The organism is Brevundimonas sp. MEB006b, from assembly GCF_030209705.1.
Lineage (GTDB): Bacteria > Pseudomonadota > Alphaproteobacteria > Caulobacterales > Caulobacteraceae > Brevundimonas.
This window is the reverse complement of the sequence record NZ_JARVRL010000008.1, coordinates 74,501-99,006: the sequence shown is the minus strand read 5'-3', so window position 1 is coordinate 99,006 and position 24,506 is coordinate 74,501. Positions and strand designations below refer to the sequence as shown.

Sequence of the window (24,506 nt, the reverse complement as noted above, 5' to 3'; positions counted from 1 at the left end):
GATGCGCAAAATCCACCTGTGGATCAGTCTGATCGTCGGCGTCCTGGTGTGGGGCGCCTATTTTGTCCACTTCGTCCAGGGCTTGCGCGCCGGCGACCTTGGCGACCTTATCTGGTGGTTCGTCGCCGCCCTGGTCGTCGCCGCCGTCGCCGAGGGCGCCGCCACCGGCCTGATCGCCCGGCTGTTCCGCCGCCGCGCCCGCGTGCTGGACGAGGGGCCTACGCTTCAGGCGGCGCTGAAGGCGGGTCACGTCGCCCTGATGCTGCTGGTCGGCCTGGTCTTGATCTCGGCGCTGATCCTGGCCCTGTCGTCCGTCTTCGGCTGGACGCTGGACCTGTCCGGCGCGCGGGGTCAGGTCATCGCGGCTAATCTTCTGCTGGGCATGGTGGTCGTGGTCGAACTGGCGCGCGCCGCCCTGACCTTGGCGCTGATGCCCCGACGATAGCGGCTGCGCTAGCGGGCCCCGCCTCGCGCCTGTATGACCGCCGTCAAAGGAGACCGACCATGGCCGACACCTATTCCAATCTGCTGATCGAACGCCACGCCGACGGCTATGCGGTGGTGACCCTGAACCGGCCCGAGGCGCTGAACGCCCTGAACGCGGCCCTGTTTAAGGACCTGGCCGACTTCCTCGACAGCGTCGAACAGGACGACAGCGTGCGCTGCCTGATCCTGACCGGCTCGGGCGAAAAGGCCTTCGCCGCCGGCGCCGACATCAAGGAGATGGCGGACCAGACCTATGCCCAGATGTACGCGGGCAACTATTTCGCCCTCGGCCACGACAGGATCACCCGGTTCAGAAAGCCGATCATCGCCGCGGTCAACGGCTTCGCTCTCGGCGGCGGCTGCGAACTGGCCATGCTGTGCGACTTCATCGTCGCTTCGGACAAGGCGAAGTTCGGTCAGCCCGAGATCAACTTGGGCGTCGCGCCGGGCATCGGCGGGTCCCAGCGCCTGACCCGTCTGGTGGGCAAGTCCAAGGCCATGGACATGGTCCTGACCGCCCGGATGATGGATGCGGCGGAAGCCGAACGCGCCGGCCTCGCCTCGCGCGTCTTCCCGCACGACACCCTGCTGGATGAAACCCGCAAGATCGCCGCCAAGATCGCCTCGCAAAGTCCGCTGGCGATCATGGCCAACAAGGAGATGGTCAACGCCGCGCTGGAGACGACCCTGACCCAGGGCGTCCAGTTCGAACGCCGCCTGTTCCACTCCCTGTTCGCCTTCGAGGATCAGAAGGAAGGCATGTCCGCCTTCGTCGAAAAGCGCAAACCCGAGTTCAAGGGGCGATAGGTCGCAACGCACGCGTCAACCGATCGCCGTGATCGGGCGTTAGGGGCGAATGATGATCCGCCTCCTCGCCTCGCTCCTTGCGACCCTGTTCGTTCTCGCCCCTGTCGCCGTCCAGGCCCAATCCCAGACCCAAGCTCAGGCTCCGGCCTTCAGTTCCAGCCGCATCATTGTCGAGACGCGCGGTCGGGGGCCGGACATCATCTTCATCCCCGGCCTGGGCTCCACCGGCTCGGCCTGGCGATCGACGGCGGATCGGCTGGATGACCGCTATCGGGTGCATCTCGTCACCCTGCGCGGCTTTGGCGAGACCCAGATCGGCGACAATGTCAGCGGCGGTCTGGCCGGCCCCGCCGCCAGCGAGATCGAACGCTACATCCGCGAGCAGCGCATCGACCGTCCCGCGGTGATCGGCCATTCGCTGGGCGGCCAGATCGCCCTGCGCGTCGCCGCCGATATGGGCGACCGGATCGGGCGCGTCATGGTGGTCGATTCCTCCCCCTTCTTCCCGTCCCTGATCGACGCGCGCACCACATCGGATCAGGTCGAGCCCCTGGCCCGGCTGGGCTATCAGGCCCTGCTCCTGTTCGGCGATCAGGCGCTGAAGTCCCAGGTCGCGGCCTTCGGCGTGGACATGGGTCTGGCCGGCGACATGGTGTTCCAGGGGCTGGGGCTTCAGGGCGGCGACCGGCGCGTCCTGGCCCAGGGTCTGTATGAGGCCCTGACCGTCGATCTGCGGCCCCGCCTGTCGCAGATCACCGCCCCGGTCACTGTCGTCTATGGCTGGACCCGCGATCCCGACGCGCCCCGCCACAGACTCGAGGGTCTGTATCGCTACGGATTCCAAGGCCTGGCGCGCACCGCCAGGTTCGAGCGGATCGAAGGCGCCGAGCACCAGGTGATGATCGAACAGCCGCAGCGGTTCCTGGCGGCGGTGCAGCGGTTCCTGAGCTGAAGCTCAATCCTTCAGCGCATCCACGACCACGCCCTCGGTCAGTAGCTGCGGCAGGATTTCCGGCTCGGCCCGACCCGGGCGATACAGCAGATACAGCGGCACGCCCGATCGCCCGTGCGCCTGAAGCTCACGCGTGATGACGTCGTCGCGCCGGGTCCAGTCGCCGACCAGATAGGCGGCGTTCGCCTCGCGCATGGCCTTGGCGACACGGGGCGAAGACAGGGCCGCGCGTTCGTTGATCTTGCACGTCACGCACCAGTCGGCGGTCAGATTGACCAGCACGGGGCGTCCCGACGCGGTCGCTGCATTCACCGCCGCCGCTGACCAGGGCTGGGCCGCCAAGGGGCCGCTGTCGCCTTGGGGCGTGGCGTCCGCACTCCGCGCTGCACCGGCCGCAACGCCTGCCAGGCCTAGCGCCAGAACGCCGACGACGATCGCGCAGATCGTGGTCAGGATTGGTCGTTCATCACGCTGACGCGCCGCTTGCGCCAGACCCGTCAGCCAGGCCGCCAGGGCCAGCAGCAGCGCCGCCGTCAGCAGCAGCCCCAAGGCGTCGACGCCGCCCTGTCGCGTGAACACCCACAGCAGCCACAGCGCCGCCCCGTACATGGGAAAGGCCAGCACACCCTTCAGCCGCTCCATCCAGACGCCCGGTCGCGGCAGGCGCGCCAGCAGGCCGGGCGACAGGCTGATCGCCAGATAGGGCAGGGCCAGACCCAGCCCCAGCATCAAGAACACGGCCAGCGCCATCGGCCAGGACAGGACCAGGGCCGCCCCGAGCGCTGCGGCCATGAAGGGCGCGGTGCAGGGCGCCGCAACGACCACGGCCAGAACGCCGGTGAAGAAGGCGCCCGCCGAGCCGGGCAGGCGCGACAGGGGGCCAGACCCCGCTTTCTGCAATCCGGCGCCCACATGGAAGACACCCGACAGGTTCAGACCGACCAGCAGCATGACCAGGGCCAGGGCTGCGACCACGCCCGGCGACTGAAGCTGGAAGCCCCAGCCGATCGCCTGACCCGCCGCCCTGAGCGCCAGCAGAACACCGGCCAGAACCAGGAAGCTGACCAGCACCCCGGCGGTGAAGGCCAGGCCGTCGCGCCGCGCCCGCGCCGGATCATGCGCCGCCGCCGACAGCGACGCCGCCTTCATCGCCAGGACCGGGAAGACGCACGGCATCAGGTTCAGCACCAGCCCGCCCAGCAGCGCTAGTCCCAGCGCCTGAAGAAAGACCCAAGCGCCGGTCTTCGTCGGCGCCGCCGAGGTCTCGTCCAGCGGCTTCAGCGCCGCGCCGCCTTGGGCGCCCGCCAGAGGCGCGCCCGGCTCCGCCGTGATCTCCCACGCGCCCTTGTCGGTCGCCAAGACCCCGCTCAGCGCCGTCTGCGTGGCATCCTTGCCGGCCGTCAGCGTCAGGGTCAGGCCATTGGGCCCCCGCTGACCCGACTGGGCCGCCGCATGGTCGATGCGCCCGCCGTCGAAAGGATAGAAATAGACTTTGCTGATGTCGGCGCCCGCCTGGTCACCAGATAGGGGGCCGCCGGTCGCGGTCAGGATCAGCTGGCCGCCCTGACGCGTGACGCGCGCCTCGATCCCGGCCGGTCGCGGCGCGGTTTCGACCAGCCGCTCAATCTCCTCGCCCCAGGGTTTGGCCAGGGGCGCTGCGCCCTCGCGCACCGGCAGGGCCAGCGACAGGGTCATCGGCTCGGGCACGCACATCTGATCGCTGCACACCAGAAACAGCACATCCGTCGTCAGAGTCAGCACTTCGCCCGGCCGCGCCGTCGGCGGCACATGGATCGGCACGGGCAAGAGCACCGCGCCCGAATAGCCATAGTTCATCAGGCTCATCAGCCGCTGGCGGCTGGGCAGGGGCCACAGGATCGGATCGGCGGTCACCCCGGCGGGCAGGGTCCAGATCAGGCTGGTCGCACCGCCGCTGTCGCCCGGATTGCGCCAATAGGTGTGCCAGCCGGGCGCGATCTTCTGGCGCACCGCCACCACGGTCGTCGAACCGGGCGCGACCCATTGCGACATCGGGACCAGTTCGGCCTCGATCCGCTCGGTCCGCTGCGGCCCGAAGGCGACGACGCCCGTGGGCTGGCTCTGCACCGGCTGGGCGACGGCCGCCGAAACGCCCGTCAAACTGAACAGCAGGCCGAGGAGAAGAGCGAAGAGGCGCAAACGCGTGTTCCGGCAGGCGAGGGGAGCGCCGCAACCTAATGCGTCACGCGTCCCCGCGCCATCGCTGCGCCCGCCCCCGCGTCGATCAGCGCGGATAGGCCTCGTAGATCACTTCCGCACGGCGCCGCAGCGGTTCGTCATTGCCGGCTGCCGTTGTGGCGCCCGCATCGCCCGCGGCGTTCAGCTCGAAGATCGGCGCGGGCATGCCCGCCTGGGTCAGCGCCTCGACCACCGTCCGGGCGCGCCGCTGCGACAGGTTCAGATTGGCTTCGGGCGTTCCCGTGGCGTCGGCTAGGCCCACCACGCGCACCTTGCGCACGTCGCAATCCTTGGCCTTGGTCGCCGCCGCCTTCAGCACCATCGCCGCCGGCTCGGTCAGCCGCGCCTGATTCTCCAGGAAGTAGATATCGAAACGCCCCGGCGCGCACAGCGATTCGCCCACCACCAGCGCCTCGCGCTTGGGCATCGGCGCGCACGCCGCCAGCATTCCCACGGCCGCCACAGCCAGACCCATCGATCGCTTCATCTCAGCCCTCCTCCGGCTCGGCCGGCCCATTACGCAAAAGAGGCGGCCCGTCGTCCGACAGGCCGCCTCTTCAACCTAACGCCGGTCGCGGACCTTCGCGACCGGCATTTGATCACTGATCAATAACGGCGCTGACCGTTGTCCCAGTAGCACTCGTCCTGACGATTATCGTAGCAGTAGTAGTAGCGGCCTTGATTGTCGCGGTAGCGCTGCTGGTTGTTGCGGTCCTGGTTGGAGCCGCGGATGGCGCCGGCCGTGCCGCCCAGGGCGCCGCCGATCAGAGCGCCGGTCGCAGCGTTGCCGCCGCCGACGTTGTTACCGATGATGGCGCCGGCGACGGCGCCCAGGCCGGCGCCGATGGCGCCTTGGCGGACGGTTTCGTTCGAGCCGTTGTTATAGCCGTACGGGTCGCTGGCGCAGGCCGAAGCCAGCAGGCCGGCGCCGGCAATCGCGATAATCGCCTTTTTCATGATGAATTCCTTTGTCCCTGGGTGTTGGCCCCTGTGGGCAGCAAACGTGTCCTCGCGGCATAGGTTCCGCGTTGTCAGACTGCATCGGCAACTATGGTGACGCTTGGGCGGAACGACGGCGCCTGCGGGGCGTTCGGCCGCCATGACCGATGTCGCCCACCCCCCCTCCGATGCAGACGACAAAACTGCGTTGACGCCCCATGCCCAGATCCGGCACGCCGTGATGCTGGTCAATCCGCTGTCCGGAAGCGTGGGGCCACGCGCCGCCGGCGAAGCCGAAGCCCTGTTGGGGCAGTATGACCTCAAGGCCGAGGTCGTGTCGTTCGAAGGGGGCAACTTCGACCAGATCATCGCCGACGCCTTCGCCGCCAAGCCGGACGTGATCTTCGTTCTTGCCGGCGACGGCACGGCGCGCTCGGTGGCGTCGAAGGCCAAGCCTGACGGTCCGATGATCGCGCCCCTGCCCGGCGGCACGATGAACATGTTGCCCAAGGCGCTTTATGGCACCGCGGACTGGAAGCTGGCGCTGAAGCGGGCGCTGGAGGAGGGCGAGCCTCAGGCCGTTTCGGGCGGCGAGGTTCAGGGCGAATACTTCTATTGCGCCGCCATTCTGGGATCGCCGGCGCTGTGGGCGCCGGCGCGCGAGGCGATGCGGACCGGCAAGATCAAGCTGGCCTGGCAGTACGGCCGGCGCGCCCTGAAACGCGCCTTCTCCGGCCGTCTGCGCTTCACTCTTGATGGCGGCGAGAAACGCCGGACCGAGGCTTTGGTGCTGATCAGCCCGATGATCTCCAAGGCGATGGAGGATCCCATCGGACTGGAGGCCGCCGCCATGGACCCCAGCGACACGACCCAGGCCTTCCGTCTGGCCGCGACCGCCTTGTTCAGCGATTGGCGCCAGGATCCGGCCGTCTCGACCCGTCCGGCGAAACGAATCGAGGTGCGCGCCCGCTCGAAAATTCCGGCCGTGATCGACGGCGAGCCGCTGCTGCTCAAGCCCGAGGCCGTGATCCGCTTCGTGCCCAAGGCCTTCAAGGCGCTGGCGCCCAAGCCGCCCTCAGCCGAGGACAGCATCTAGTGGGACGCGTTCTTCAGTTCTCCGACGTCCATTTCGGCTGCGAGCACAAACGCGCCTGCGCCGCGGCTCTGGACTACGCCCACGCCACGCCGAACGATCTGGTGCTGATCACCGGCGACATCACCCAGAAGGGGTTCCCCGACGAGTTCACGGCCGCGGGGGAATGGATGCGGGCCATGCCAGAGCCACGCTTCGTCATCGTCGGCAATCATGACGTGCCCTATTGGGACGCTATCGCGCGGGTCTTCCATCCCTGGCGGGCGTTCGAGACGGCGACCGGCTTTCCGGCCCACGACGGCCAGTTCTGCAGCGATGCGGTCATGGTGCGCGGCGTCGTCACCGCGCGCGGCTGGCAGGCGCGGCCCAACTGGTCGAAGGGCGTCATCGATCTGGACCAGACACGGCGTGCGGCCGAGGCCCTGCGTCAGGCGCCGATCGGCGCGCTGCGGATCCTGGCCTGCCACCATCCGCTAATCGAGATGGTCGGCACGCCGATGACCGGGGACGTCAAGCGCGGCGACGAGGCGGCCCTGATCTTCGCCGAGGCAGGCGTCGATCTGATCATGACCGGCCACGTCCATGTGCCGTTCGCCATGCCGATCCCGCTGGCGGATCGTTGCTCCTACGCCGTCGGCTGCGGGACGCTGTCGCACCGCGAGCGCGGCGCGCCGCCCGGCTTCAATCAGATCGACTGGGACGCCAAGACCATCACCGTGACGGCCCTGGCCTGGGATGGAACGAGCTATCGCTCGCACCAGGTCTGGCGACTTCCCCGCCGGCAGGACACCCGCAAGGCGACCACCGCGCCCAGCCCGGTCGAGCCGGGCGCCTTGGAGAAGGCGGCGGTCTGAAGACTTCAGATCCGTCCCCTCCCTGCGAAGCGAGGAGGTGGCTCGAAGAGTAGCGGAGAGACGGAGGGGTTCTTTGCCGCATTGCAGGCGCCGGTGGGACTTCAAGAGCCCCTCCACCACGCTACGCGCGGTCCCCCTCCCCACGCTGTGGGGAGGAGAAGGCTGGGATCAACGGAACGGCGGCTCGTCGAAGGCGCGTAGCTTGCGCGAGTGCAGCTTGGAGCCTTCGCTGCGCATCAGGTCGACCGCCTGGATGCCGATCTGCAGGTGTTCAGAGATCGAGCCTTCGTAGAAACGGTTGGCCTGGCCCGGCAGTTTGATCTCGCCGTGCAGCGGCTTGTCCGAGACGCACAGCAACGTCCCGTAGGGCACGCGGAACCGGTAGCCCTGGGCCGCGATGGTGGCGCTTTCCATGTCGATTGCGACGGCTCTGGACTGGTTGAAGCGCAGCGCCGACTTGGAATAGCGCAGCTCCCAGTTCCGGTCGTCGGTGGTGACGACGGTGCCGGTGCGCAGGCGCAGCTTGACCTCGTCGCCCGGCATGCCGCTGACCGACTTGGTGGCGTCATAGAGCGCGCGCTGGACCTCGGCGATCGAGGGGATCGGAATGTCGGGCGGCAGCACCGCGTCCAGAACGTGATCGTCGCGCAGATAGGCGTGGGCCAGCACATAGTCGCCGATGGTCTGGCTGGCGCGCAGGCCGCCGCAGTGACCGATCATCAGCCAGACGTGCGGACGGGTGACCGCCAGGTGATCCGTGATCGTCTTGGCGTTGGACGGGCCGACGCCGATGTTGACCAGGGTCACGCCCTTATGGCCCGGCGCGGTCAGGTGATAGGCCGGCATCTGGTGCTTCTTCCAGGCCGTGTCGCTGATCGCCGCCTCGGGGTTGGGGGTGTCACGCGTGATCACCACGCCGCCGGCGCAGGACAGGGTCTGATACGGCGAGCCGGGCGTCCGAAGTTGCTCGATGGCCCAACGCACAAACTCATCGACGTAGCGATTGTAGTTGGTGAACAGGACATAGGACTGAACGTCGTCCACCGGCGTGCCAGTGTAGTGTTTCAGCCGCGCCAGCGAGAAGTCGGTTCGCAGGCCGTCGAAGTGCGACAGGGGGAAGTCGCCGCCCATTTCGAACAGGCCATCGGCGATCTCGTCGCCGATATGGGCCAGGTCCGTAGTGGGGAACCAGCGCGCAAGAGCCGCCGTCATCGACCGGTCCAGCGCGACCTCAAGCCCGTCGGTCACATAGGGGAAGGGGATTTCCTGGCGAGACAGGCCAACCTCGAAGGTCGCATTATATTCCTGCTCCAGCAGGCCCAGCTGTTCGGTCAGATAGGGGCGGAACAGGTCCGGTCGCGTGATCGTGGTCGAATAGCTACCCTGTCTTGACAGCCGGGCGTAGGCGCGCGGCTCCAGGTCCTGGGGGCGATCCCCGTCCCAGCGGATGCGAAGTTCGGGATAGGCGAACACCCCTTCGGCGCGTTTGACCGGATCGGGCCGCGCGCCGGTATTGACGAAATCCCGCACGGCGTCGCGCAGGTTGGTCACGGATTGGGTGTAGAGGGTTTCGAGGCGGTCCAGCGCCGCCTGTGCTGTCATCTGTTCTGTCATGACTTCCTCTAGCGAAGCTTCGCGGCTTTGGCGAGGCGCCGCCCGTTCAAACCCGATTTCGCTGCATTGCAGCAATTTATGACGGGCGTGCGGTTGCGGATCGGGGCGTGACGGCGCATCTGGCCCGGATGTCTTCTTCCCTTGCGTCAGCGCCCGCCAAGAAGGAGCTCGGCTTCGTCGAGTTCGTCTGCCTCATCGCCCTGATGATGGCGCTGAATGCGCTGGCGATCGATTCGATGCTGCCGGCCCTGCCGCACATCGGCGCCGACCTGAACGTGGCGACCGACAACGACCGACAATGGGTGGTGACGGCCTACCTGCTGGGCTTCGGCGGGGCGCAGCTGTTCTACGGCCCATTGGCGGATCGGTTCGGGCGAAAGCCTGTCCTGCTGTTCGGCGTCGGCGTCTATGTGATGTTCAGCCTGCTGGCGACCCTGGCGCCCACCTTCGAGACGCTGATCATGGCCCGCATCGGCCAGGGTCTGGGTAGCGCCTGCACCCGCGTGCTGGCCGTCTCCATCGTGCGCGACCGGTATGAGGGACGCACCATGGCGCGGGTCATGTCGTTCAGCTTCCTGGTCTTCCTGGGCGTGCCAATCCTGGCGCCGTCGCTGGGACAACTGATCATGCTGGTCGGACCGTGGCGCTGGATTTTCGCCGGGCTGGGCCTGATCGGGGTCGGCCTGATCGTCTGGGCGTCGTTGCGCCTGCCCGAGACGCTGAAGCCCGAGGATCGGCTGCCCATTCAGGTTAAGCGTCTGACGGCGGCCTACAAGATCGCCCTGACCGATCGTACGGCCGTCGGCTACACCCTGGCCATGACGGCGATCACCGGGGCCCTGTTCGGCTTCATCAACTCGTCGCAGCAGATTTTCGCCGACGTCTTTCACGCCGAGGCGGCGTTTCCGGCGGTGTTCGCGCTGATCGCGGGCGGCATCGCCGTGGCCTCGATCGTCAATGCGCGGCTGGTGGTGAGGCTGGGCTCCCGCAAGATTTCGCACACCGCCCTGATCGGCTTCACCAGTATCGCGGCCATCCATGCGGTGGTGGCGATCAGCGGTCATGAATCGATCTGGACCTTTGCGGTGCTGCAGACCCTGACCATGTTCTGTTTTGGCCTGATCGCGGGCAATTTCGGATCGATGGCGATGGAGACGATGGGCAAGATCGCGGGCACGGCCGCCTCGATCCAGGGGTTCATCTCCACCATCGTCGGCTCGCTGCTGGGCTTTGCGGTGGGCCAACAGTTCAATGGCACGACCATTCCGATGTCGGTCGGCTTCACCGTCTTTGGTTTGATCGCCCTGGGTTGGGTGCTGTTCGCCGAGCGGGGGCGGCTGTTCCGGGCCCATCACGCGCCGGTCGCCGCCAAGGCTTGATCTTTTTCGCGTTTCCGCGCGTTCTCCGGGCCAATCGTCAAGATCAGCCCAGGAAAAACCTCGATGACGCGCAAAGCGATCGGTCTCGTCTCCGCCCTCGCCCTGGCCGCCGCCATGGGTCTGAGCGCCTGCTCCACCACGACGGGAGGGTCGGCCATGACCCCGCCCGCCATCGCCCCGGCGCCCGGTCCAGAAGCGGTGGACGTCCACACCCACGCCCGGCCCGAGATCGCCCGCGTCGTCGATGTCGCCTTGGATCTGACCGCCGACTTCAACGCCAAGACCCTGGCGGGCACGGCGACTCTGGATATCCTGGCGATCCCGGGCGCCAACGAGATCGTGCTGGATATCCGCGACCTGGACATTCAGGACGTGCGCGACGCGGCGGGTCAGCCGCTGCGCTATGTCGTCGGCGACAATGACGCCGTTCTGGGCCAGCCGCTGACGGTCTATTTCCCGGCCTTCGCCGCCAATGAGCGACGAAAGATCACCATCCGCTATTCCACCCGCCCGAATGCGGCGGCGCTGCAATGGTTGAACCCCAGCCAGACGGCCGGCGGACAGAAGCCCTATCTGTTCAGCCAGGGCCAGGCGATCCTGACCCGCACCTGGGTGCCGACCCAGGACAGCCCCGGCATCCGTCAGACCTATTCGGCCCGCATCACCGCGCCCGAAGACCTGACGGTGGTCATGAGCGCCGACCACCTGACGCCCAACGGCGAGCGAGCCGCAAACGGCATGAAGACCTGGCGCTTCCGGATGGACAATCCGATCCCGCCCTATCTCATCGCGCTGGGCGTCGGCGACATCGCCTTTGCGCCGTTCGACGGCCGCACCGGGGTCTGGACCGAGCCCAGCCGCCTGCGTGCCGCCCAGTGGGAGCTGGAGCCGACCGCCCAGATGGTGACGGCGGCCGAGAAGCTGTACGGCCCCTATCGGTGGGGCCGCTACGACCTGCTGGTCCTGCCGCCGTCCTTCCCGTTCGGCGGGATGGAAAACCCGAAGCTGACCTTCGCCACCCCGACTATCATCGCCGGCGATCGCTCGCTGGTGTCGCTGGTCGCGCACGAACTGGCGCACTCCTGGTCGGGCAATCTGGTCACCAACGCGACCTGGAACGACTTCTGGCTGAACGAGGGCTTCACCGTCTATTTCGAGAACCGGATCATGGAGTCGGTCTATGGTCATGACCGCGCCATGCAGGAGCAGGTGCTGGGCTGGGACAGCCTTCAGGATACGCTGAAGTCCCTGCCGGCGGCGGACACCCGCCTGCATCTGGACCTGAAGGGCCGCGATCCCGACGACGGCATGAACGATATCGCCTATGAGAAGGGCGCCCTGTTCCTGCGGACCATCGAACGCACCGTCGGGCGGGATCGGTTCGACGCCTGGCTGCGCGGCTATTTTGATCGCAACGCCTATCGCCCGATGACCACGGCCATGTTCCTGCAAGACATCCGCGACAATCTGATCAAGGGCGACGCGGCGCTGGAAAGCCAGTTGCAGATGGACGCCTGGGTCTATCAGCCCGGCCTGCCGTCCAACGCCGTGGCGCCGGTGTCCCATGCGTTCGAGCCGGTGGATGCGGCCGCCGTCGCCTTCTTCAAGGACAAGGGACCGGCCTCGGCCATTCCGTGGGCGGACTGGAACACTCAGCAGCGCCAGCGTTTCCTGGGCTGGCGGCCCGAGGGTCTGCGGACGGGCGCCGCCTGGCTGACAAATGCGCAGCTGGCCGATCTGGAGCGGACGCTGAACCTGGCGAACGAAGGCAACGCCGAACTGACCTTCGCCTGGCTGCAGATCGCCCTGGCCCATCGGTATCAGCCGTCGGTCGCCACGGCCGAAAAATTCCTGACCAGCCAGGGCCGTCGGAAGTTCGTCCTGCCGCTGTTCCAGACCCTGTGGAACGAGGGCGACTGGGGTCGCAGCAACGCGCGGCGCATCTACGCCGAGGCCCGGCCGCTCTATCACCCGGTCACCAGCGGTTCGGTCGATCAGCTGGTCGGACGGCCGTTAGGCTAGAGGTCCACGACCGCCACGCCAGTTTCCGCCGACAGCCGTTCCGCCAGGACGGCCCGGTGGCAGCCGGCGTGGTCGGCCTCGAAGCACAGCAGGGCGACGGGTTTGTCGGCCGCCAGCGCCTTCAGCCGCTCGTACTCGATCTGCGCCTGGGGCTCGGCCAGGTGATCGGCGAAGATGGCGCGCATCTCGTCCACGCGGCCCTTGCGCGCCGCGTCACGTCCGGCCTTGGGCGTGCCCAGCCCGCGCAGGTGGACATAGTCGATCCCTTCGGCCTTCAGGCTCTCGCCCAGGATCGTCTTGGAAAAGCCGGCGCGGCGGGACGCGGCGACCGCGCGGACATCGATCAGGGTCTGCACACCGGCCGTCTTCAGCCGCGCGATGACGTCGGCCTGGGTCGCGCCCTCGTAGCCAATGGTGAAAAGCTTCATCCGCCTCAGATGGGCGGCCGCGCGTCGAACGCCAGCGTGACCGTGAAGGCCCGCGTTGCGGTGCGGCGCCCTATCGTCTATCCCGCCGAAACGGATTTCGACTGGAGCTTTCCCCATGGCTGACCTCGCCCCCGGCGTCGTGACCCTCTTCGGAGGTTCGGGCTTTATCGGGTCGCAGGCGGTGCGCGCCCTGGCGCGTCGCGGCTGGCGCATTCGGGTCGCCGTGCGCAACCCGGTCCTGGCGATCGAAATCCAGCCGCTGGGCGATCCCGGGCAGATCCAGTTCATGCGCTGCGACATCACCAACCCCGCGGACGTGGCGCAGGCCGTGCGCGGCGCGGACGCCGTCGTCAATCTGGTCGGCGTCCTGCATGACGCAGGCGGCAAGCGCGGCTTCGACGCCGTTCACACCGAGGCGGCCAAGACCATCGCCGAGGCCGCCAAGGCGGCGGGCGTTGAGCGCCTGGTCCAGATCTCGGCCATCGGCGCCGACGCCGCCAGCCCTTCGGCCTATGGTCGCACCAAGGCCCAGGCCGAGGCGGCCGTTCGCGACGTCTATCCGGACGCGGTGATCCTGCGTCCGTCGCTGGTGTTCGGCGCGGGCGACAGCTTCCTCAATCGCTTCGCCGCCATGGCGACGATGGCGCCGGCCCTGCCGCTGATCGGCGGCGGCGAAACCCGGTTCCAGCCGGTCTATGTCGGCGATGTCGCCGAGGCCATCGCGCGCGGCGTGACCCGCGCGGACGCCGCCGGCCGCACCTATGAACTGGGCGGGCCGAGCCTCTATACCTTCCGCGAGGTGCTGGAGTTGGTGCGTCGTGAGACGGGCCGTGACCGGATGCTGGTTTCGGTGCCCTTCATCGTCGCCAAGCCCCTGGGTTCGCTGCTGCAACTGAGCCGGTTCGTCGGCCTGACCCCGCCGCTGACGCGCGATCAGGTGCTGATGCTGGAAAAGGACAATGTGGTTGCCGCCGACGCGTTCGGCCTCAGCGATCTGGGCATCGACCATCCGGCCGGCATGGCGGCGATCGCCCCGTCCTATCTGTGGCGCTACCGCGTCGGCGGCCAGTTCGCCGAAGCGCCCGCCCACTGAACCCTCCCCATCTGATGCCGCCGCCGGTCGCCTTCGCGCCCGGCGGCGTCTTCTGTTCGGGAACAAAGAGTGCACAGCTTAAGGATGCCGGCCACGCGCCTCCAGTTCTCCTCGACCGATACGCCTGACCTGAACGACGCGCGGGCGTTGTTGGCGCGCGTCTGGGGTCACGCCGACTTCCGGGGGCTGCAGGGGCGGGTGGTCGAGCAAATCCTGTCGGGCGGCGATGTGCTGGCGGTCCTGCCGACCGGCGGCGGCAAGAGTGTCTGCTATCAGATCCCGGCCATCCTGCGTCCCGGACTGGGGCTGGTGGTGTCGCCGCTGATCGCCCTGATGACCGATCAGGTCGAGGCGTTGAAGCAGCAGGGCGTCGCGGCGGCGCGGCTGGATTCCGGGGTGTCGCTGGACGAGCGCTCGGCCATCTGGGCGGCGGCGCGGTCGGGGGAACTGGACCTGCTCTATGTCTCGCCGGAAGGCCTGGCGGCGGGCGCCATGATGGGCCGGCTGGCGGAACTGCCGCTGAGCCTGATCGCCATCGACGAGGCGCACTGCGTCTCGCAATGGGGTCACGACTTCCGGCCCGACTATCGCAACCTGGGTCTGCTGGCCGAGCGGTTTCCCGATGTGCCGCGCATCGCGGTGACGGCGACCGCCGACGCCCGCACGCGCGACGACATCCTGCGCTCGCTGCGGCTGGAAGAGGCGACGGTCTTCGTCGACAGTTTCGCGCGTCCGAACCTGCAACTGTCGGCCGAGCGCAAGGAGAGCGCGTCTCGGGCCAAGACCGATGCGCGGGTTATTGAACTGGTGCGCGAACGGCGGGGCAAGTCGGGCGTGGTCTATTGCGGCAGCCGCGACGGTTGCGACCGCGTGGCGCAGGCCCTGCGCGACGCCGGGACCAACGCCATCGCCTATCACGCCGGCATGGACACGAAAGAGCGCGACCGCCGGCTGGAACGCTTCTTGGCCGAGGAGGGCGCCGTCATGGTCGCGACCATCGCCTTCGGCATGGGCGTCGACAAGGCCGACGTGCGCTTCGTCATCCACGCCGATCCGCCGGGCAGCCTGGAGGCCTATTGGCAGGAGATCGGCCGGGGCGGGCGCGACGGCGAGCCGGCCGAGGGCATCACCCTGTATGGCCCATCAGACATCGCCTGGTCCTTGCGTCGGCTGGACAGCCGCCCGATGGCCGAGGAGGTCAAACAGGTCCAGGTCAGGAAGACCCGCCAGCTGTTCGCCATGCTGGACGGCGCCGTCTGTCGCGCCCAGGCCGTGCGGCGATACTTCGGCGAGCATGACGCCCAGCCTTGCGGCGTCTGTGACATCTGCGGCGACCCGCCCCAGCTTTACGACGCGACCGTCCCGGCCCAGAAGGCGCTGGCGGCGGTGCAGCGCTTGGGCGGCCGGTTCGGGCGCAATCGCGTCGTCGATCACCTGACCGCCCGCACCAAGGATGTGCAGCCGTGGGAGCAGCAACTGTCCACCTGGGGCATAGGGCGCGAGATTTCGCTGAACAGCTGGCGCGAGATCGTCGATCACCTGCTGTTCGAAGGTCTGCTGGCCGAGGATCCTAATGACGGCAAGCCGCTGGTCGGGCTGGGCGATCCCGAGGCGGTGCGCGCCGTCTATCGCGGCGAGCGCCAGATCGAGGTGCGTCGTGCGCCTCTGAGGGCCGATACGGCCCCGCGCCGTCGTGACCGATCGGGCGAAGGGCGCAATGCGGCGCTGGAGACGATGGACGCGGACGTCCGCGCTCGGTTCGAGGCTTTGCGCGCCTGGCGCCGCGACCGCGCCTCGGAACAGCACGTCCCGCCCTATGTCATCTTCCAGGACCGGACGCTGCTGGAGATCGCCCACGCCGAGCCGGGCGACCTGAACAGTCTGGGCGCCATTTCCGGCGTCGGTCAGTCGAAGCTGGATCGCTACGGCAAGGGCGTGCTGGAGGCGCTGGCCGCCCTCTAGAAGGCGTCAGACTTCCGGCTTGGGCGGGGCGGTGATGACTTCGACGTTGTCGTTCAGCAGATAGGACAGTTCCGACAGGGCTGTGGCGCGCTCGGCCGGGTTGGCGGCGGCCTGAACGGCCTGAACCTTCTTGGGCATGTCCTCGGAAATGCCGCGCAGGATGCATTTCAGGTCGCCGTCGGTGCCGCGTTCCTTCAGGATCAGGTGACCCTGCATGTCCAAGGCGGCCAACTGTTCCGCCTGGGCTTTGAAGCCGGTGAAGGCCTGGCTGGTGAAGAAGGCGGCGTCGTCGGCGGCCTTGGCGGCGGCCCAGCCATCGACGACAGCCTTCAGGCTGGCTGAGCGCGAGATGATGTCGGCGAACAGCGGCTCGCCCGCCACCGAGATCGGCGCGCCGGGCGCGGCGGCCGGCTGTTCGGCGGCCAGGGCCACCGAGGGATTGGACATCGCCAGGGCGATCGTGAGAGCAAGGCCGCAGGACATGGAGGTGACTTCCTGTTTCAGCGTCCGCTGGGACGTTGAACCTGAATACGCCCCAGCCGTAAACGAGTGTTTACCCTGTCATTCCCGATGGAGACGACGATGACCCGCGACGCCGCCTGGACCGCCTTCGACCAAGCCGCCGCCGAGGCCGCCTCCGCGCGGATCGTGGATCAGTTCGCCGCCGATCCCGACCGGCTGGCGCGGATGTCGGTCGAAGCGGCGGGGCTTTATCTGGACCTGTCGAAACAGAGCTGGACCGGGGCCGCCTTCGACGCCTGTCTGAATCTGGCGCGCGCCAGCGACGTGGAGGGACGTCGCGCGGCCCTTTTCGCCGGCGAGGCCGTCAATCTGACCGAAGGGCGGGCGGTGCTGCACCCGGCCCTGCGCGCCGCGTCGGGTGCCGACTTCAAGGCCCTGGGTGAGCCGGTCTCGGCTGAGGTGGACGCCGTGCGGGCGGACATGAAGGCCTATGCCGACGCCGTGCGGTCGGGCGCCGAGGCGGGCGCGACGGGGCGCAAGTTCGAGGCGATCGTCCATGTCGGCATCGGCGGGTCGGACCTGGGGCCGCGCGTGGTCTGGGACGCCCTGCGCCCACTCGATCCGGCCATCGATCTGCGCTTCGTCGCCAATATCGACCCGCGCGACATGGCCGAGGCGTTGACCGGCCTCGATCCCGAAACCACCCTGGTCGTGGTCGTGTCCAAGACCTTCACCACCCAGGAAACCCTGGCCAATGCAGAGGCGGCCAAGGCTTGGCTGGCTGCGTCGCTGCCGGCCGAGGGGATGACCAAACACTTCATCGGGGTGACGGCGGCGCCGGACAAGGCGGCGGCCTTTGGCTGCGGCCGGACGTTCGCTTTCCGGGACTGGGTCGGCGGGCGCTATTCCCTGTGGTCGGCGGTCAGCCTGTCGTGCGGCATCGCCCTGGGCTGGGACGTATTCGAGGATATGCTGGCGGGCGCCGCGGAGATGGATGCGCATTTCGTCTCGGCGCCGCTGGAGCGAAACGCGCCGATCCTGCTGGCCCTGGCCCAGGTGTTCAACGTCGACGGTCTTGACCGGCCCGCCCGCACCGTCGCCCCCTATGCCCACGCCCTGCGCCGCCTGCCGTCCTTCCTGCAGCAGCTGGAGATGGAGTCGAACGGCAAGCGGGTGCATCGCGACGGCACGCCGGTGACGCGCCAGACCTGCCCCGTCGTCTTCGGCGAGCCGGGCACCAACGGCCAGCACGCCTTCTTCCAGCAGATCCACCAGGGGCCGGAGGTGGTGCCGGCGGAGTTCGTGATCGTCGCCAAAACGCATGCGGATGCGCCGGAATCGCCGCTCTGGTCCAACGCCTTGGCCCAGGGCCAGGCCCTGATGCTGGGCAAGACGACCGAGGCCGCCAAGGTCGAGGGGTTGGCGCAAGGATTGTCGGAGCAAGAGGCGACGCGCCTGGCGTCCCACCGCACCTTCACCGGCAACCGTCCGTCGACGGCCATCGTCATGGAGCGGCTGACGCCCGAGACCCTGGGCGCGCTTCTGGCCCTCTATGAGCACAAAACCTTCGTCGAGGGCGTGATCTGGGACATCAACAGCTTCGACCAATGGGGCGTCGAACTGGGCAAGGTCCTGGCCAAGGCGATCCTGAAGGACGTGGACGCGGGCGGCCCCTCGGCGGACCTTGATCCGTCCACGGCGGCCCTGATGACGCGTTTGATGGTCTGACGCGAAAAGGGCCCGTCCTTGCCGGACGGGCCCTCCCCGGTCATTCACACTGTCAAATACTTACCAGCGGCGGTCGTAGCGGTAGTCGCGATCGTTGCGATAGTCGCGACGGTCATAGCGCGAGTCGTAACGGCGGCCGTCGTAGCGGTAGTCGTAGCCCGAGCGGCTGCGGTCGATGCCGTGCTCGCGCTCCCAGTGGCCCTGGTTACGGTAGCATTGGCCGCCGCGATAATACTCGCAGCCCGAGCCGCGGTTGGAGGCCACCGCGCCCAGCGCCGCGCCGGCAAGCGCACCGCCTGCGATATAGCTGCCGTCGCCGTTGCCATAGATGGCGCCCGCCAGACCGCCCACAGCGGCGCCGATCAGGGCGTTGCGGCCGGTGTTGTCGCGGTCGCGCGATTGCGCGGAAGCCGGAGCGGCCATCAGGCTCAGGGCCACGACGGGGGCGGCGGCGACCGCAGTGATCTTCAGCAGCTTGGACATTTTGGTCTCCTTGTTTGCTTGCCGATCTGCGTTTCCGGGGCGGGAAGGCATCCAGCGTTGAGGCCGTTCTATCGCTCCCAGTTTGAACGACCCCGGAGGTCGGCATTCATTTTCGGTTCATTTGTCTCAGAGAATTCGCGCGGCGATCCATCGCCGCCGCTTGACGATGACCCTGCCTCTGCCTAACTCCCGCTCGCGTTAGCACTCTCGCTGGTCGGCTGCCAAAACGGCGATTGCGAGAGCGCCGCACACCGTTTCAGAAACGCCCCGATCCGGGGGTTTTACAGGGAGAAGTCCGATGGCGTTCCGTCCGCTCGGCGACCGCGTGCTGGTCAAGCGCGTTGAAGAAGAATCCAAGACCAAGGGTGGCATCATCATCCCCGACACCGCCAAGGAAAAGCCGCAGGAAGGCGAAGTCGTCTCTGTCGGCCCTGGCGCCCGCGACGACACCGGCAAGGTCAATGCTCTGGAGCTGAAGGCCGGCGACCGCATCCTGTTCGGCAAGTGGTCGGGCACGGAAGTGAAGATCGACGGCGAAGACCTGATCATCATGAAGGAATCCGACGTCCTGGGCGTGCTGTCCTAAGCACCCGACGTCCGACGTTCTTCAATCAATCCATATAGATAGGAGCTGCCCGCATGGCCGCTAAAATCGTACACTTCAACACCGACGCGCGCGACAAGATGCTGCGCGGCGTCAACGTGCTTGCCAACGCCGTCAAGGTGACGCTGGGTCCCAAGGGCCGCAACGTCGTGATCCAGAAGTCCTTCGGCGCTCCGCGCTCGACCAAGGACGGCGTGTCGGTCGCCAAAGAGATCGAGCTGGAAGACGCCTTCGAGAACATGGGCGCCCAGATGATCCGCGAAGTCGCTTCGAAAACGAACGACAAGGCGGGCGACGGCACCACCACCGCAACCGTTCTGGCTCAAGCCATCGTGCAAGAGGGCCTGAAGGCCGTCGCCGCCGGCATGAACCCGATGGATCTGAAGCGCGGCATCGACAAGGCTGTCGGCCTGGTGCTGGAAGAGATCAAGTCGAACTCCAAGCCGGTCTCCAACAACTCGGAAATCGCCCAGGTCGGCACCATCTCGGCCAACGGCGACTCGGAAATCGGTGAGCTGATCGCCCAGGCGATGGCCAAGGTCGGCAACGAAGGCGTCATCACCGTCGAGGAAGCCAAGACCGCCGACACGACCGTCGACGTCGTCGAAGGCATGCAGTTCGACCGCGGTTACCTGTCGCCTTACTTCATCACCAACGCCGACAAGATGGAGGCCCAACTCGAAGAGCCGCTCATCCTGCTGTTCGAGAAGAAGCTGACCTCGCTGCAAGCCATGCTGCCGATCCTGGAAGCCGTGGTGCAGTCGGGCCGTCCGCTGCTGATCATCGCCGAGGACATCGAAGGCGAAGCCCTGGCGACCCTGGTCGTCAACAAGCTGCGTGGCGGCCTGCGCGTCGCCGCCGTCAAGGCTCCGGGCTTCGGCGATCGCCGCAAGGCCATGCTGGAAGACATCGCCATCCTGACGGGCGGCCAGGTCATCTCGGAAGACCTCGGCATCAAGCTTGAGAGCGTCACCATCGACATGCTCGGCAAGGCCAAGAAGGTCACGATCACCAAGGACGACACCACCATCGTCGAAGGCGTCGGCGGCAAGGACGAGATCGAAGCCCGCGTGGCCCAGATCAAGCGCCAGATCGAAGACACCACCTCCGACTACGACAAGGAAAAGCTGCAGGAACGTCTGGCCAAGCTGGCCGGCGGCGTCGCGGTTCTCCGCGTCGGCGGTTCGACCGAAGTCGAAGTGAAGGAAAAGAAGGACCGCGTCGACGACGCCCTGAACGCCACGCGCGCCGCGGCTGACGAAGGCATCGTTCCGGGCGGCGGCATCGCCCTGCTGAAGGCCTCCAAGATCCTGGCCGACGTCAAGGGCGACAACGCCGACCAGAACGCCGGCATCGCGATCATCCGTCGCGCCCTGCAGGCTCCGATCCGTCAGATCGCCGAAAACTCCGGCGTCGAAGGCTCGATCGTGGTCGGCAAGGTGCTGGAAAACGGCGACGCTTCGTTCGGCTTCAACGCCCAGACCGAAGAGTACGGCGACCTGGTGCAGATGGGCGTCATCGACCCGGCCAAGGTCGTCCGCACGGCTCTGCAAGACGCCGCTTCGGTGGCCGGCATCCTGATCACGACGGAAGCCGCCGTCGCCGACGCCCCCAAGAAGTCGGGCGGCGCCTCGGCCCCCGACATGGGCGGCATGGGCGGCATGGGCGGCATGGACTTCTAAGTCCAAGCTGACCGACGCTGAAATGCAGAAGGGCGGGGCCGCAAGGTCCCGCTCTTTTTGTTTGCCTATCCTCTCTGCGAAGCGGGGAGGGGGACCGCGTAGCGGTGGGCGGGCTGTTGAAGGCCCACCGATGTCGGAGGTGCGGCGCCAGCCCCTCCGTCACGACGCCAAGAGGCGTCGCGCCACCTCCCCACGAGGTGGGGAGGAGACAGCGTTCTAGAACTCCGAAATCGCGCCCGGCTTGCGGGACCGCGTCTTCAGCCACATGACGCCCAGCAGATCCGAGACCGACGCGCGCAGGCGGCCCCAATTGGTGTATTTCGACCGACCGACCTCGCGGTGGCGGTGGTCCACGTCGAGGTACTGGTTCTTGAACCCTTCGCGGATCATCAGGGCCGGCAGGTAGCGGTGGATGTGATCGAAGTAGGGCAGGCGCAGGAAGACGTCGCGGCGGAAAGCCTTCAGCCCGCAGCCGGTGTCGTCGGCGTCGTCACCCAGCAGTTTGCGGCGGATGCGGTTGGCCCAGATCGAGGCCTGGCGCTTGGCCTCGGTATCCTGGCGTTTGGCGCGACGGCCGCCGACCAGGCCCACGTCGCCGGGGGCGGACAGAAGCGCATCGACCAGGCGAGGCGCATCGGCGGGCGGGTTCTGGCCGTCGCCGTCCATCGTCACCACGACCGGCGCGCGCGCGGCCAGGACGCCGGTTCGAACCGCCCGGCTCTGGCCCGCATTGGTCCCGTGAGCCAGCACGCGGAGCGCCGGCAGTTCGGCCATGGCGGCCTTCAGCTCGGCCAGGGTCGCGTCTTTGGACGCATCGTCCACGAAGATCATCTCGTACGAACGGCCGGCGAAGGCGGCGGCGATCTCGCGCGCCAGTGGCACGGCGGCGCCCGCCTCGTCATGGACGGGAACGACGACGGAGATTTCGGGCGTTTCGGGGGTCATCGGCGCTCCATAGAGGATAACGAGAGCTTAGGGGAGACGGCTGACGCAGGCGTGGTCGCCGTGTAAGGAGTCTGGAATGAAGACTTTCGATCTGGATGGCCGCATCGCCGGCTGGCGCGGGCCGGTTCTCGCGGCCCTGCTGACGCTGATCGCCGGCCTGCCGGGCCTGCTGCTGCTGCCGCCGCTGGATCGCGACGAGAGCCGGTTCGCCCAGGCCACGTCCCAGATGCTGGAAAGCGGCGACTATGTCGACATCCGCTATCAGGACGAGCCGCGTTGGAAGAAGCCGGTCGGCATCTACTGGATGCAGGCGCTCGCCGTGGGTCTGACCTCGGATGTCGAGGACCGCGAAATCGCGCCCTATCGCATCCCCTCCCTGCTGGGCGCCATGCTGGCGGCCTGGGCCGTGGCCTGGGCCGGCTCGGCCATGCTGGGCGGGCGGGTCGGCTTCTTCGGCGGGGCCATCATGGGGGCGACCTTCCTGCTGTCGACCGAGGCGGGGATCGCCAAGACCGACGCCATGCTGTGCGGCGCGACGACCCTGGCCATGGCGGCGCTGGCGCGCATCTATATGGCGACGAAGGCGGGCGAACGACCGATACGGCCGCATAAGCTGCTGTTCTGGATCGGGATCGGTCTGTCGATCCTGATCAAGGGACCGATCGGGTTCCTGGTCGTGGCCTTGGCGATCATCGCCCTGTCGATCTGGGATCGGAACATAAAATGGCTGTATCGCCTCGGCTGGGGTTGGGGCCTGCCGCTGGTCGCCCTGATGGTCGGACCGTGGGCGATCGCCATCACCATCGCCACCGACGGCGGTTTCTGGCGCGAGGCCATCGGCGGGGACCTGGCGCCCAAGATCGCCGGCGCGCACGAAAGCCATTCGGGCTTCCCCGGCATGTATCTGCTGCTGGCGCCCCTGCTGTTCTTCCCTTCGACCCTGCTCTTGCCCGCCGCCGTCTCGACGGGCTGGAGCCGGCGCGCCGAGCCGGCGATCCGGTTCCTGGTCTGCTGGCTGGTCCCAGGCTGGCTGATGTTCGAACTGGCGCCGACCAAGCTGTGGCACTACACCCTGCCGACCTTCGGAGCGCTGGCCCTGTTGGCGGCCGCGGCCCTGGCCCAACCCATCGGCAAGGTCTCGCGCATCACCGGCGCGGTGCTGGGCGCGTTCGCGGCTCTGCTGATCATCGGCATCACCGTCTATGGGCTGACGGTCTATGGCACCTCGACGGCCCAGACCTGGGCGGCGCTGACGGTGGTCATGGCGCTGGCGGCAGGGGCGATGGGGGGCTTCCTGCTGCTGAACCGCGCGCCGGTCGCAGCGCTGGTCGCTTCGCTGGCCTTCGGGATCGTGGCGCACGCGGCTCTGTCGGGCACCATCCGCCAACTGCGGCCCCTGGCCATCGCGCCTCAGCTGGAAAAGGCGCTGGAGGCGGCGGACCTGCACCCGCGTCAGGGGCGCACGCCGGGGCCCGTGGCGATCACCGGCTTCCATGAACCCAGCTTCGTCTTCCTGACCGGACGCGACACCGACCTGACCGACGCCCAAGGCGCGGCTGAGGCCCTGGCCGAGGGGCGGCCCGCCATCGTCGAGGGACGCGACGCCGACGCCTTCCGTGCGGCGGCGGCGCGTCTGGGCGTGTCCGGTCGCGCGGTCGGGACGGTCAACGGCTACAACTATTCGGCGGGCGATCCGGTCAGCCTGACCGTCTATGCGCCGCCGCCCCGAAGCGGGAACGGGAACGCCGCAGCGGGAGCCGAGTAATGGGCCGCTTCATCCAGATCGTCGAAGTCGGGCCGCGTGACGGGCTGCAGAACGAAAAGGCGGTGCTTGAGCCCGCCGTCCGCGCCGATCTGGTGCGGCGGCTCGAGCAGGCGGGGGCGAAGCGGATCGAGGCCGTCTCCTTCGTCCACCCCAAATATGTGCCGCAGATGGCCGGCGCCGAGGAGGTCATGGCCGCCCTGGCTCACGAGGCGGGCCGCAGCCGCATCGGCCTGGTGTTGAACGGCAAGGGCTATGACCGGGCGCTGGCGACCGGGGTGGACGAGGTCAATGTCTCGGTCGCCGCCACCGACGGCTTTGGCCTGAAGAACCAGGGCCTGGCGGTGAAGGATCAACTGGCCATGCTGGGCGAGATCGTCGCCCGCCGCCACAACGCCGAGGCCAGCGAGTGCGCGCCGTCGCTGTCGGCCATGATCTCTTGCGTCTGGGGTTGTCCATTCGACGGCGAGGTGTCGGTCGATCAGGTCGCGGACATGGTCGGCGCCATCGCCGATATGGGCGTGGGCGAAATCGGTCTGGCCGACACCATCGGCGCGGGCGATCCCTGGGCGGTGACGAGAAAGGTCGAGGCGGCCAAGGCGGCCGCGCCGAATGCGACCCTGCGCCTGCATTTCCACGACACCCGCAATACCGGCCTGGCCAACGCCTATGCCGGCGTCGAGGCCGGGATCGACGTGCTGGACGCCTCGGTCGGAGGGATCGGCGGCTGTCCGTTCGCGCCGGGCGCCACGGGAAACATCGCCACCGAGGATCTGGTCTATATGCTGGCGCGGGGCGGATATGAGACCGGCTATGATCTGGACGCCCTGATCGCGACGGCGCGCTGGATCGGCGAGGCCATCGGCCGGCCGGCGCCGTCGGCGCTCAGCCGGGCAGGCGGATTTCCCAAGCGCTGAACCTTTGTGGCGGCGTTTCGCAAACGGCGCTAAATCGAGGTGAACAGGCGTAGCCGTTTGGACCGGCTGCGAAGAGG

The 24,506-nt window shown here is 67.9% G+C and carries 23 protein-coding genes; 15 read left to right on the top strand and 8 right to left on the bottom strand.

Translation table 11 applies throughout. The features are described from left to right. The first annotated feature begins 1 nt into the window (after window position 1). From QRN13_RS12825 to QRN13_RS12815, 3 genes are read left to right on the top strand one after another with little or no spacing between them, the layout of a single operon-like run. Complete coding sequence (locus QRN13_RS12825; protein WP_284878185.1) at window positions 2-445, top strand: hypothetical protein; 444 nt, start codon at window positions 2-4, stop codon at window positions 443-445. A 59-nt stretch (window positions 446-504) separates the two neighbouring features. After that, entirely contained in the window at window positions 505-1,293 is a 789-nt protein-coding gene (locus QRN13_RS12820) for an enoyl-CoA hydratase-related protein (RefSeq protein ID WP_284878184.1), read from the top strand. Window positions 1,294-1,345: 52 nt separating this feature from the next. Then, a complete protein-coding gene (locus QRN13_RS12815; RefSeq protein WP_284878183.1) occupies window positions 1,346-2,245 on the top strand; it encodes an alpha/beta fold hydrolase in 900 nt (299 codons plus the stop codon). Window positions 2,246-2,248: 3 nt separating this feature from the next. On the opposite strand, the gene QRN13_RS12810 is transcribed toward QRN13_RS12815, so the two are convergent. The 3 genes from QRN13_RS12810 to QRN13_RS12800 form a co-directional block, all read right to left on the bottom strand. Next, window positions 2,249-4,423, bottom strand: a complete 2,175-nt coding sequence (locus QRN13_RS12810; RefSeq protein WP_284878182.1) for a protein-disulfide reductase DsbD family protein — start codon at window positions 4,421-4,423, stop codon at window positions 2,249-2,251. Between the two features lie 85 nt (window positions 4,424-4,508). Then, window positions 4,509-4,949, bottom strand: coding sequence for an OmpA family protein (locus QRN13_RS12805; RefSeq protein ID WP_284878181.1), 441 nt, complete (start codon window positions 4,947-4,949; stop codon window positions 4,509-4,511). Window positions 4,950-5,068: 119 nt separating this feature from the next. Beyond that, window positions 5,069-5,419 carry a YMGG-like glycine zipper-containing protein gene (locus QRN13_RS12800; RefSeq protein ID WP_055754593.1) on the bottom strand — a complete coding sequence of 117 codons (351 nt, stop codon included), beginning with the start codon at window positions 5,417-5,419 and terminating at the stop codon, window positions 5,069-5,071. Between the two features lie 142 nt (window positions 5,420-5,561). Here QRN13_RS12800 and QRN13_RS12795 point away from each other — a divergent pair, with 142 nt between their 5' ends. Next, window positions 5,562-6,497 carry a diacylglycerol/lipid kinase family protein gene (locus QRN13_RS12795; RefSeq protein ID WP_153923523.1) on the top strand — a complete coding sequence of 312 codons (936 nt, stop codon included), beginning with the start codon at window positions 5,562-5,564 and terminating at the stop codon, window positions 6,495-6,497. After that, on the top strand, window positions 6,497-7,348 hold the full coding sequence (locus QRN13_RS12790; RefSeq protein ID WP_284878179.1) for a metallophosphoesterase family protein: 852 nt from the start codon (window positions 6,497-6,499) through the stop codon (window positions 7,346-7,348). Before QRN13_RS12795 ends, QRN13_RS12790 begins: the two co-directional genes overlap by 1 nt. A gap of 168 nt (window positions 7,349-7,516) precedes the next feature. Here QRN13_RS12790 and QRN13_RS12785 read toward each other — a convergent pair whose 3' ends face one another. Further along, window positions 7,517-8,962 (bottom strand): AMP nucleosidase, encoded by a 1,446-nt coding sequence (locus QRN13_RS12785; protein WP_055754590.1) that lies wholly within the window; start codon window positions 8,960-8,962, stop codon window positions 7,517-7,519. 128 nt (window positions 8,963-9,090) lie between these two features. Between QRN13_RS12785 and QRN13_RS12780 the strand changes: the two genes are divergently transcribed. Next, on the top strand, window positions 9,091-10,341 hold the full coding sequence (locus tag QRN13_RS12780; protein ID WP_284878178.1) for a multidrug effflux MFS transporter: 1,251 nt from the start codon (window positions 9,091-9,093) through the stop codon (window positions 10,339-10,341). A gap of 63 nt (window positions 10,342-10,404) precedes the next feature. Then, a complete protein-coding gene (locus QRN13_RS12775; protein WP_284878177.1) occupies window positions 10,405-12,363 on the top strand; it encodes a M1 family metallopeptidase in 1,959 nt (652 codons plus the stop codon). On the opposite strand, the gene QRN13_RS12770 is transcribed toward QRN13_RS12775, so the two are convergent. Further along, window positions 12,360-12,791, bottom strand: coding sequence for a DUF488 domain-containing protein (locus QRN13_RS12770; RefSeq protein WP_284878176.1), 432 nt, complete (start codon window positions 12,789-12,791; stop codon window positions 12,360-12,362). The two genes, QRN13_RS12775 and QRN13_RS12770, sit on opposite strands and share 4 nt — an antisense overlap. Window positions 12,792-12,906: 115 nt before the next feature. Between QRN13_RS12770 and QRN13_RS12765 the strand changes: the two genes are divergently transcribed. Both QRN13_RS12765 and recQ read left to right on the top strand, forming a co-directional pair. After that, the gene (locus QRN13_RS12765; protein ID WP_284878175.1) at window positions 12,907-13,884 is read left to right on the top strand and encodes a complex I NDUFA9 subunit family protein; all 978 of its coding nucleotides are present in this window, start codon (window positions 12,907-12,909) and stop codon (window positions 13,882-13,884) included. An 84-nt stretch (window positions 13,885-13,968) separates the two neighbouring features. After that, on the top strand, window positions 13,969-15,846 hold the full coding sequence (gene recQ / locus QRN13_RS12760) for a DNA helicase RecQ (protein WP_153923528.1): 1,878 nt from the start codon (window positions 13,969-13,971) through the stop codon (window positions 15,844-15,846). Between the two features lie 6 nt (window positions 15,847-15,852). On the opposite strand, the gene QRN13_RS12755 is transcribed toward recQ, so the two are convergent. After that, window positions 15,853-16,329, bottom strand: a complete 477-nt coding sequence (locus QRN13_RS12755) for a hypothetical protein (RefSeq protein ID WP_055808821.1) — start codon at window positions 16,327-16,329, stop codon at window positions 15,853-15,855. A gap of 99 nt (window positions 16,330-16,428) precedes the next feature. On the opposite strand from QRN13_RS12755, the gene pgi reads away from it, so the two are divergent. Then, a complete protein-coding gene (gene pgi / locus QRN13_RS12750) occupies window positions 16,429-18,036 on the top strand; it encodes a glucose-6-phosphate isomerase (protein WP_284878174.1) in 1,608 nt (535 codons plus the stop codon). Between the two features lie 60 nt (window positions 18,037-18,096). On the opposite strand, the gene QRN13_RS12745 is transcribed toward pgi, so the two are convergent. Next, window positions 18,097-18,519, bottom strand: coding sequence for a YMGG-like glycine zipper-containing protein (locus QRN13_RS12745; protein ID WP_165114280.1), 423 nt, complete (start codon window positions 18,517-18,519; stop codon window positions 18,097-18,099). A gap of 298 nt (window positions 18,520-18,817) precedes the next feature. On the opposite strand from QRN13_RS12745, the gene groES reads away from it, so the two are divergent. From groES to QRN13_RS14705, 3 genes are all read left to right on the top strand, one after another. After that, entirely contained in the window at window positions 18,818-19,105 is a 288-nt protein-coding gene (groES, locus tag QRN13_RS12740; protein WP_055808823.1) for a co-chaperone GroES, read from the top strand. A gap of 53 nt (window positions 19,106-19,158) precedes the next feature. Then, complete coding sequence (gene groL, locus QRN13_RS12735) at window positions 19,159-20,805, top strand: chaperonin GroEL (RefSeq protein WP_055754584.1); 1,647 nt, start codon at window positions 19,159-19,161, stop codon at window positions 20,803-20,805. Between the two features lie 104 nt (window positions 20,806-20,909). Next, window positions 20,910-21,074: a hypothetical protein gene (locus QRN13_RS14705; protein ID WP_502868594.1), complete on the top strand. Its 165-nt coding sequence runs from the start codon at window positions 20,910-20,912 to the stop codon at window positions 21,072-21,074. Here the strand turns inward: QRN13_RS14705 and QRN13_RS12730 are convergent. After that, the gene (locus QRN13_RS12730) at window positions 21,022-21,750 is read right to left on the bottom strand and encodes a glycosyltransferase family 2 protein (RefSeq protein ID WP_284878173.1); all 729 of its coding nucleotides are present in this window, start codon (window positions 21,748-21,750) and stop codon (window positions 21,022-21,024) included. The two genes, QRN13_RS14705 and QRN13_RS12730, sit on opposite strands and share 53 nt — an antisense overlap. A gap of 76 nt (window positions 21,751-21,826) precedes the next feature. On the opposite strand from QRN13_RS12730, the gene QRN13_RS12725 reads away from it, so the two are divergent. Both QRN13_RS12725 and QRN13_RS12720 read left to right on the top strand, forming a co-directional pair. After that, window positions 21,827-23,515, top strand: a complete 1,689-nt coding sequence (locus QRN13_RS12725) for an ArnT family glycosyltransferase (RefSeq protein ID WP_284878172.1) — start codon at window positions 21,827-21,829, stop codon at window positions 23,513-23,515. Continuing rightward, on the top strand, window positions 23,515-24,429 hold the full coding sequence (locus QRN13_RS12720; RefSeq protein ID WP_284878171.1) for a hydroxymethylglutaryl-CoA lyase: 915 nt from the start codon (window positions 23,515-23,517) through the stop codon (window positions 24,427-24,429). Before QRN13_RS12725 ends, QRN13_RS12720 begins: the two co-directional genes overlap by 1 nt. The last annotated feature ends 77 nt before the right edge of the window (window positions 24,430-24,506 follow it).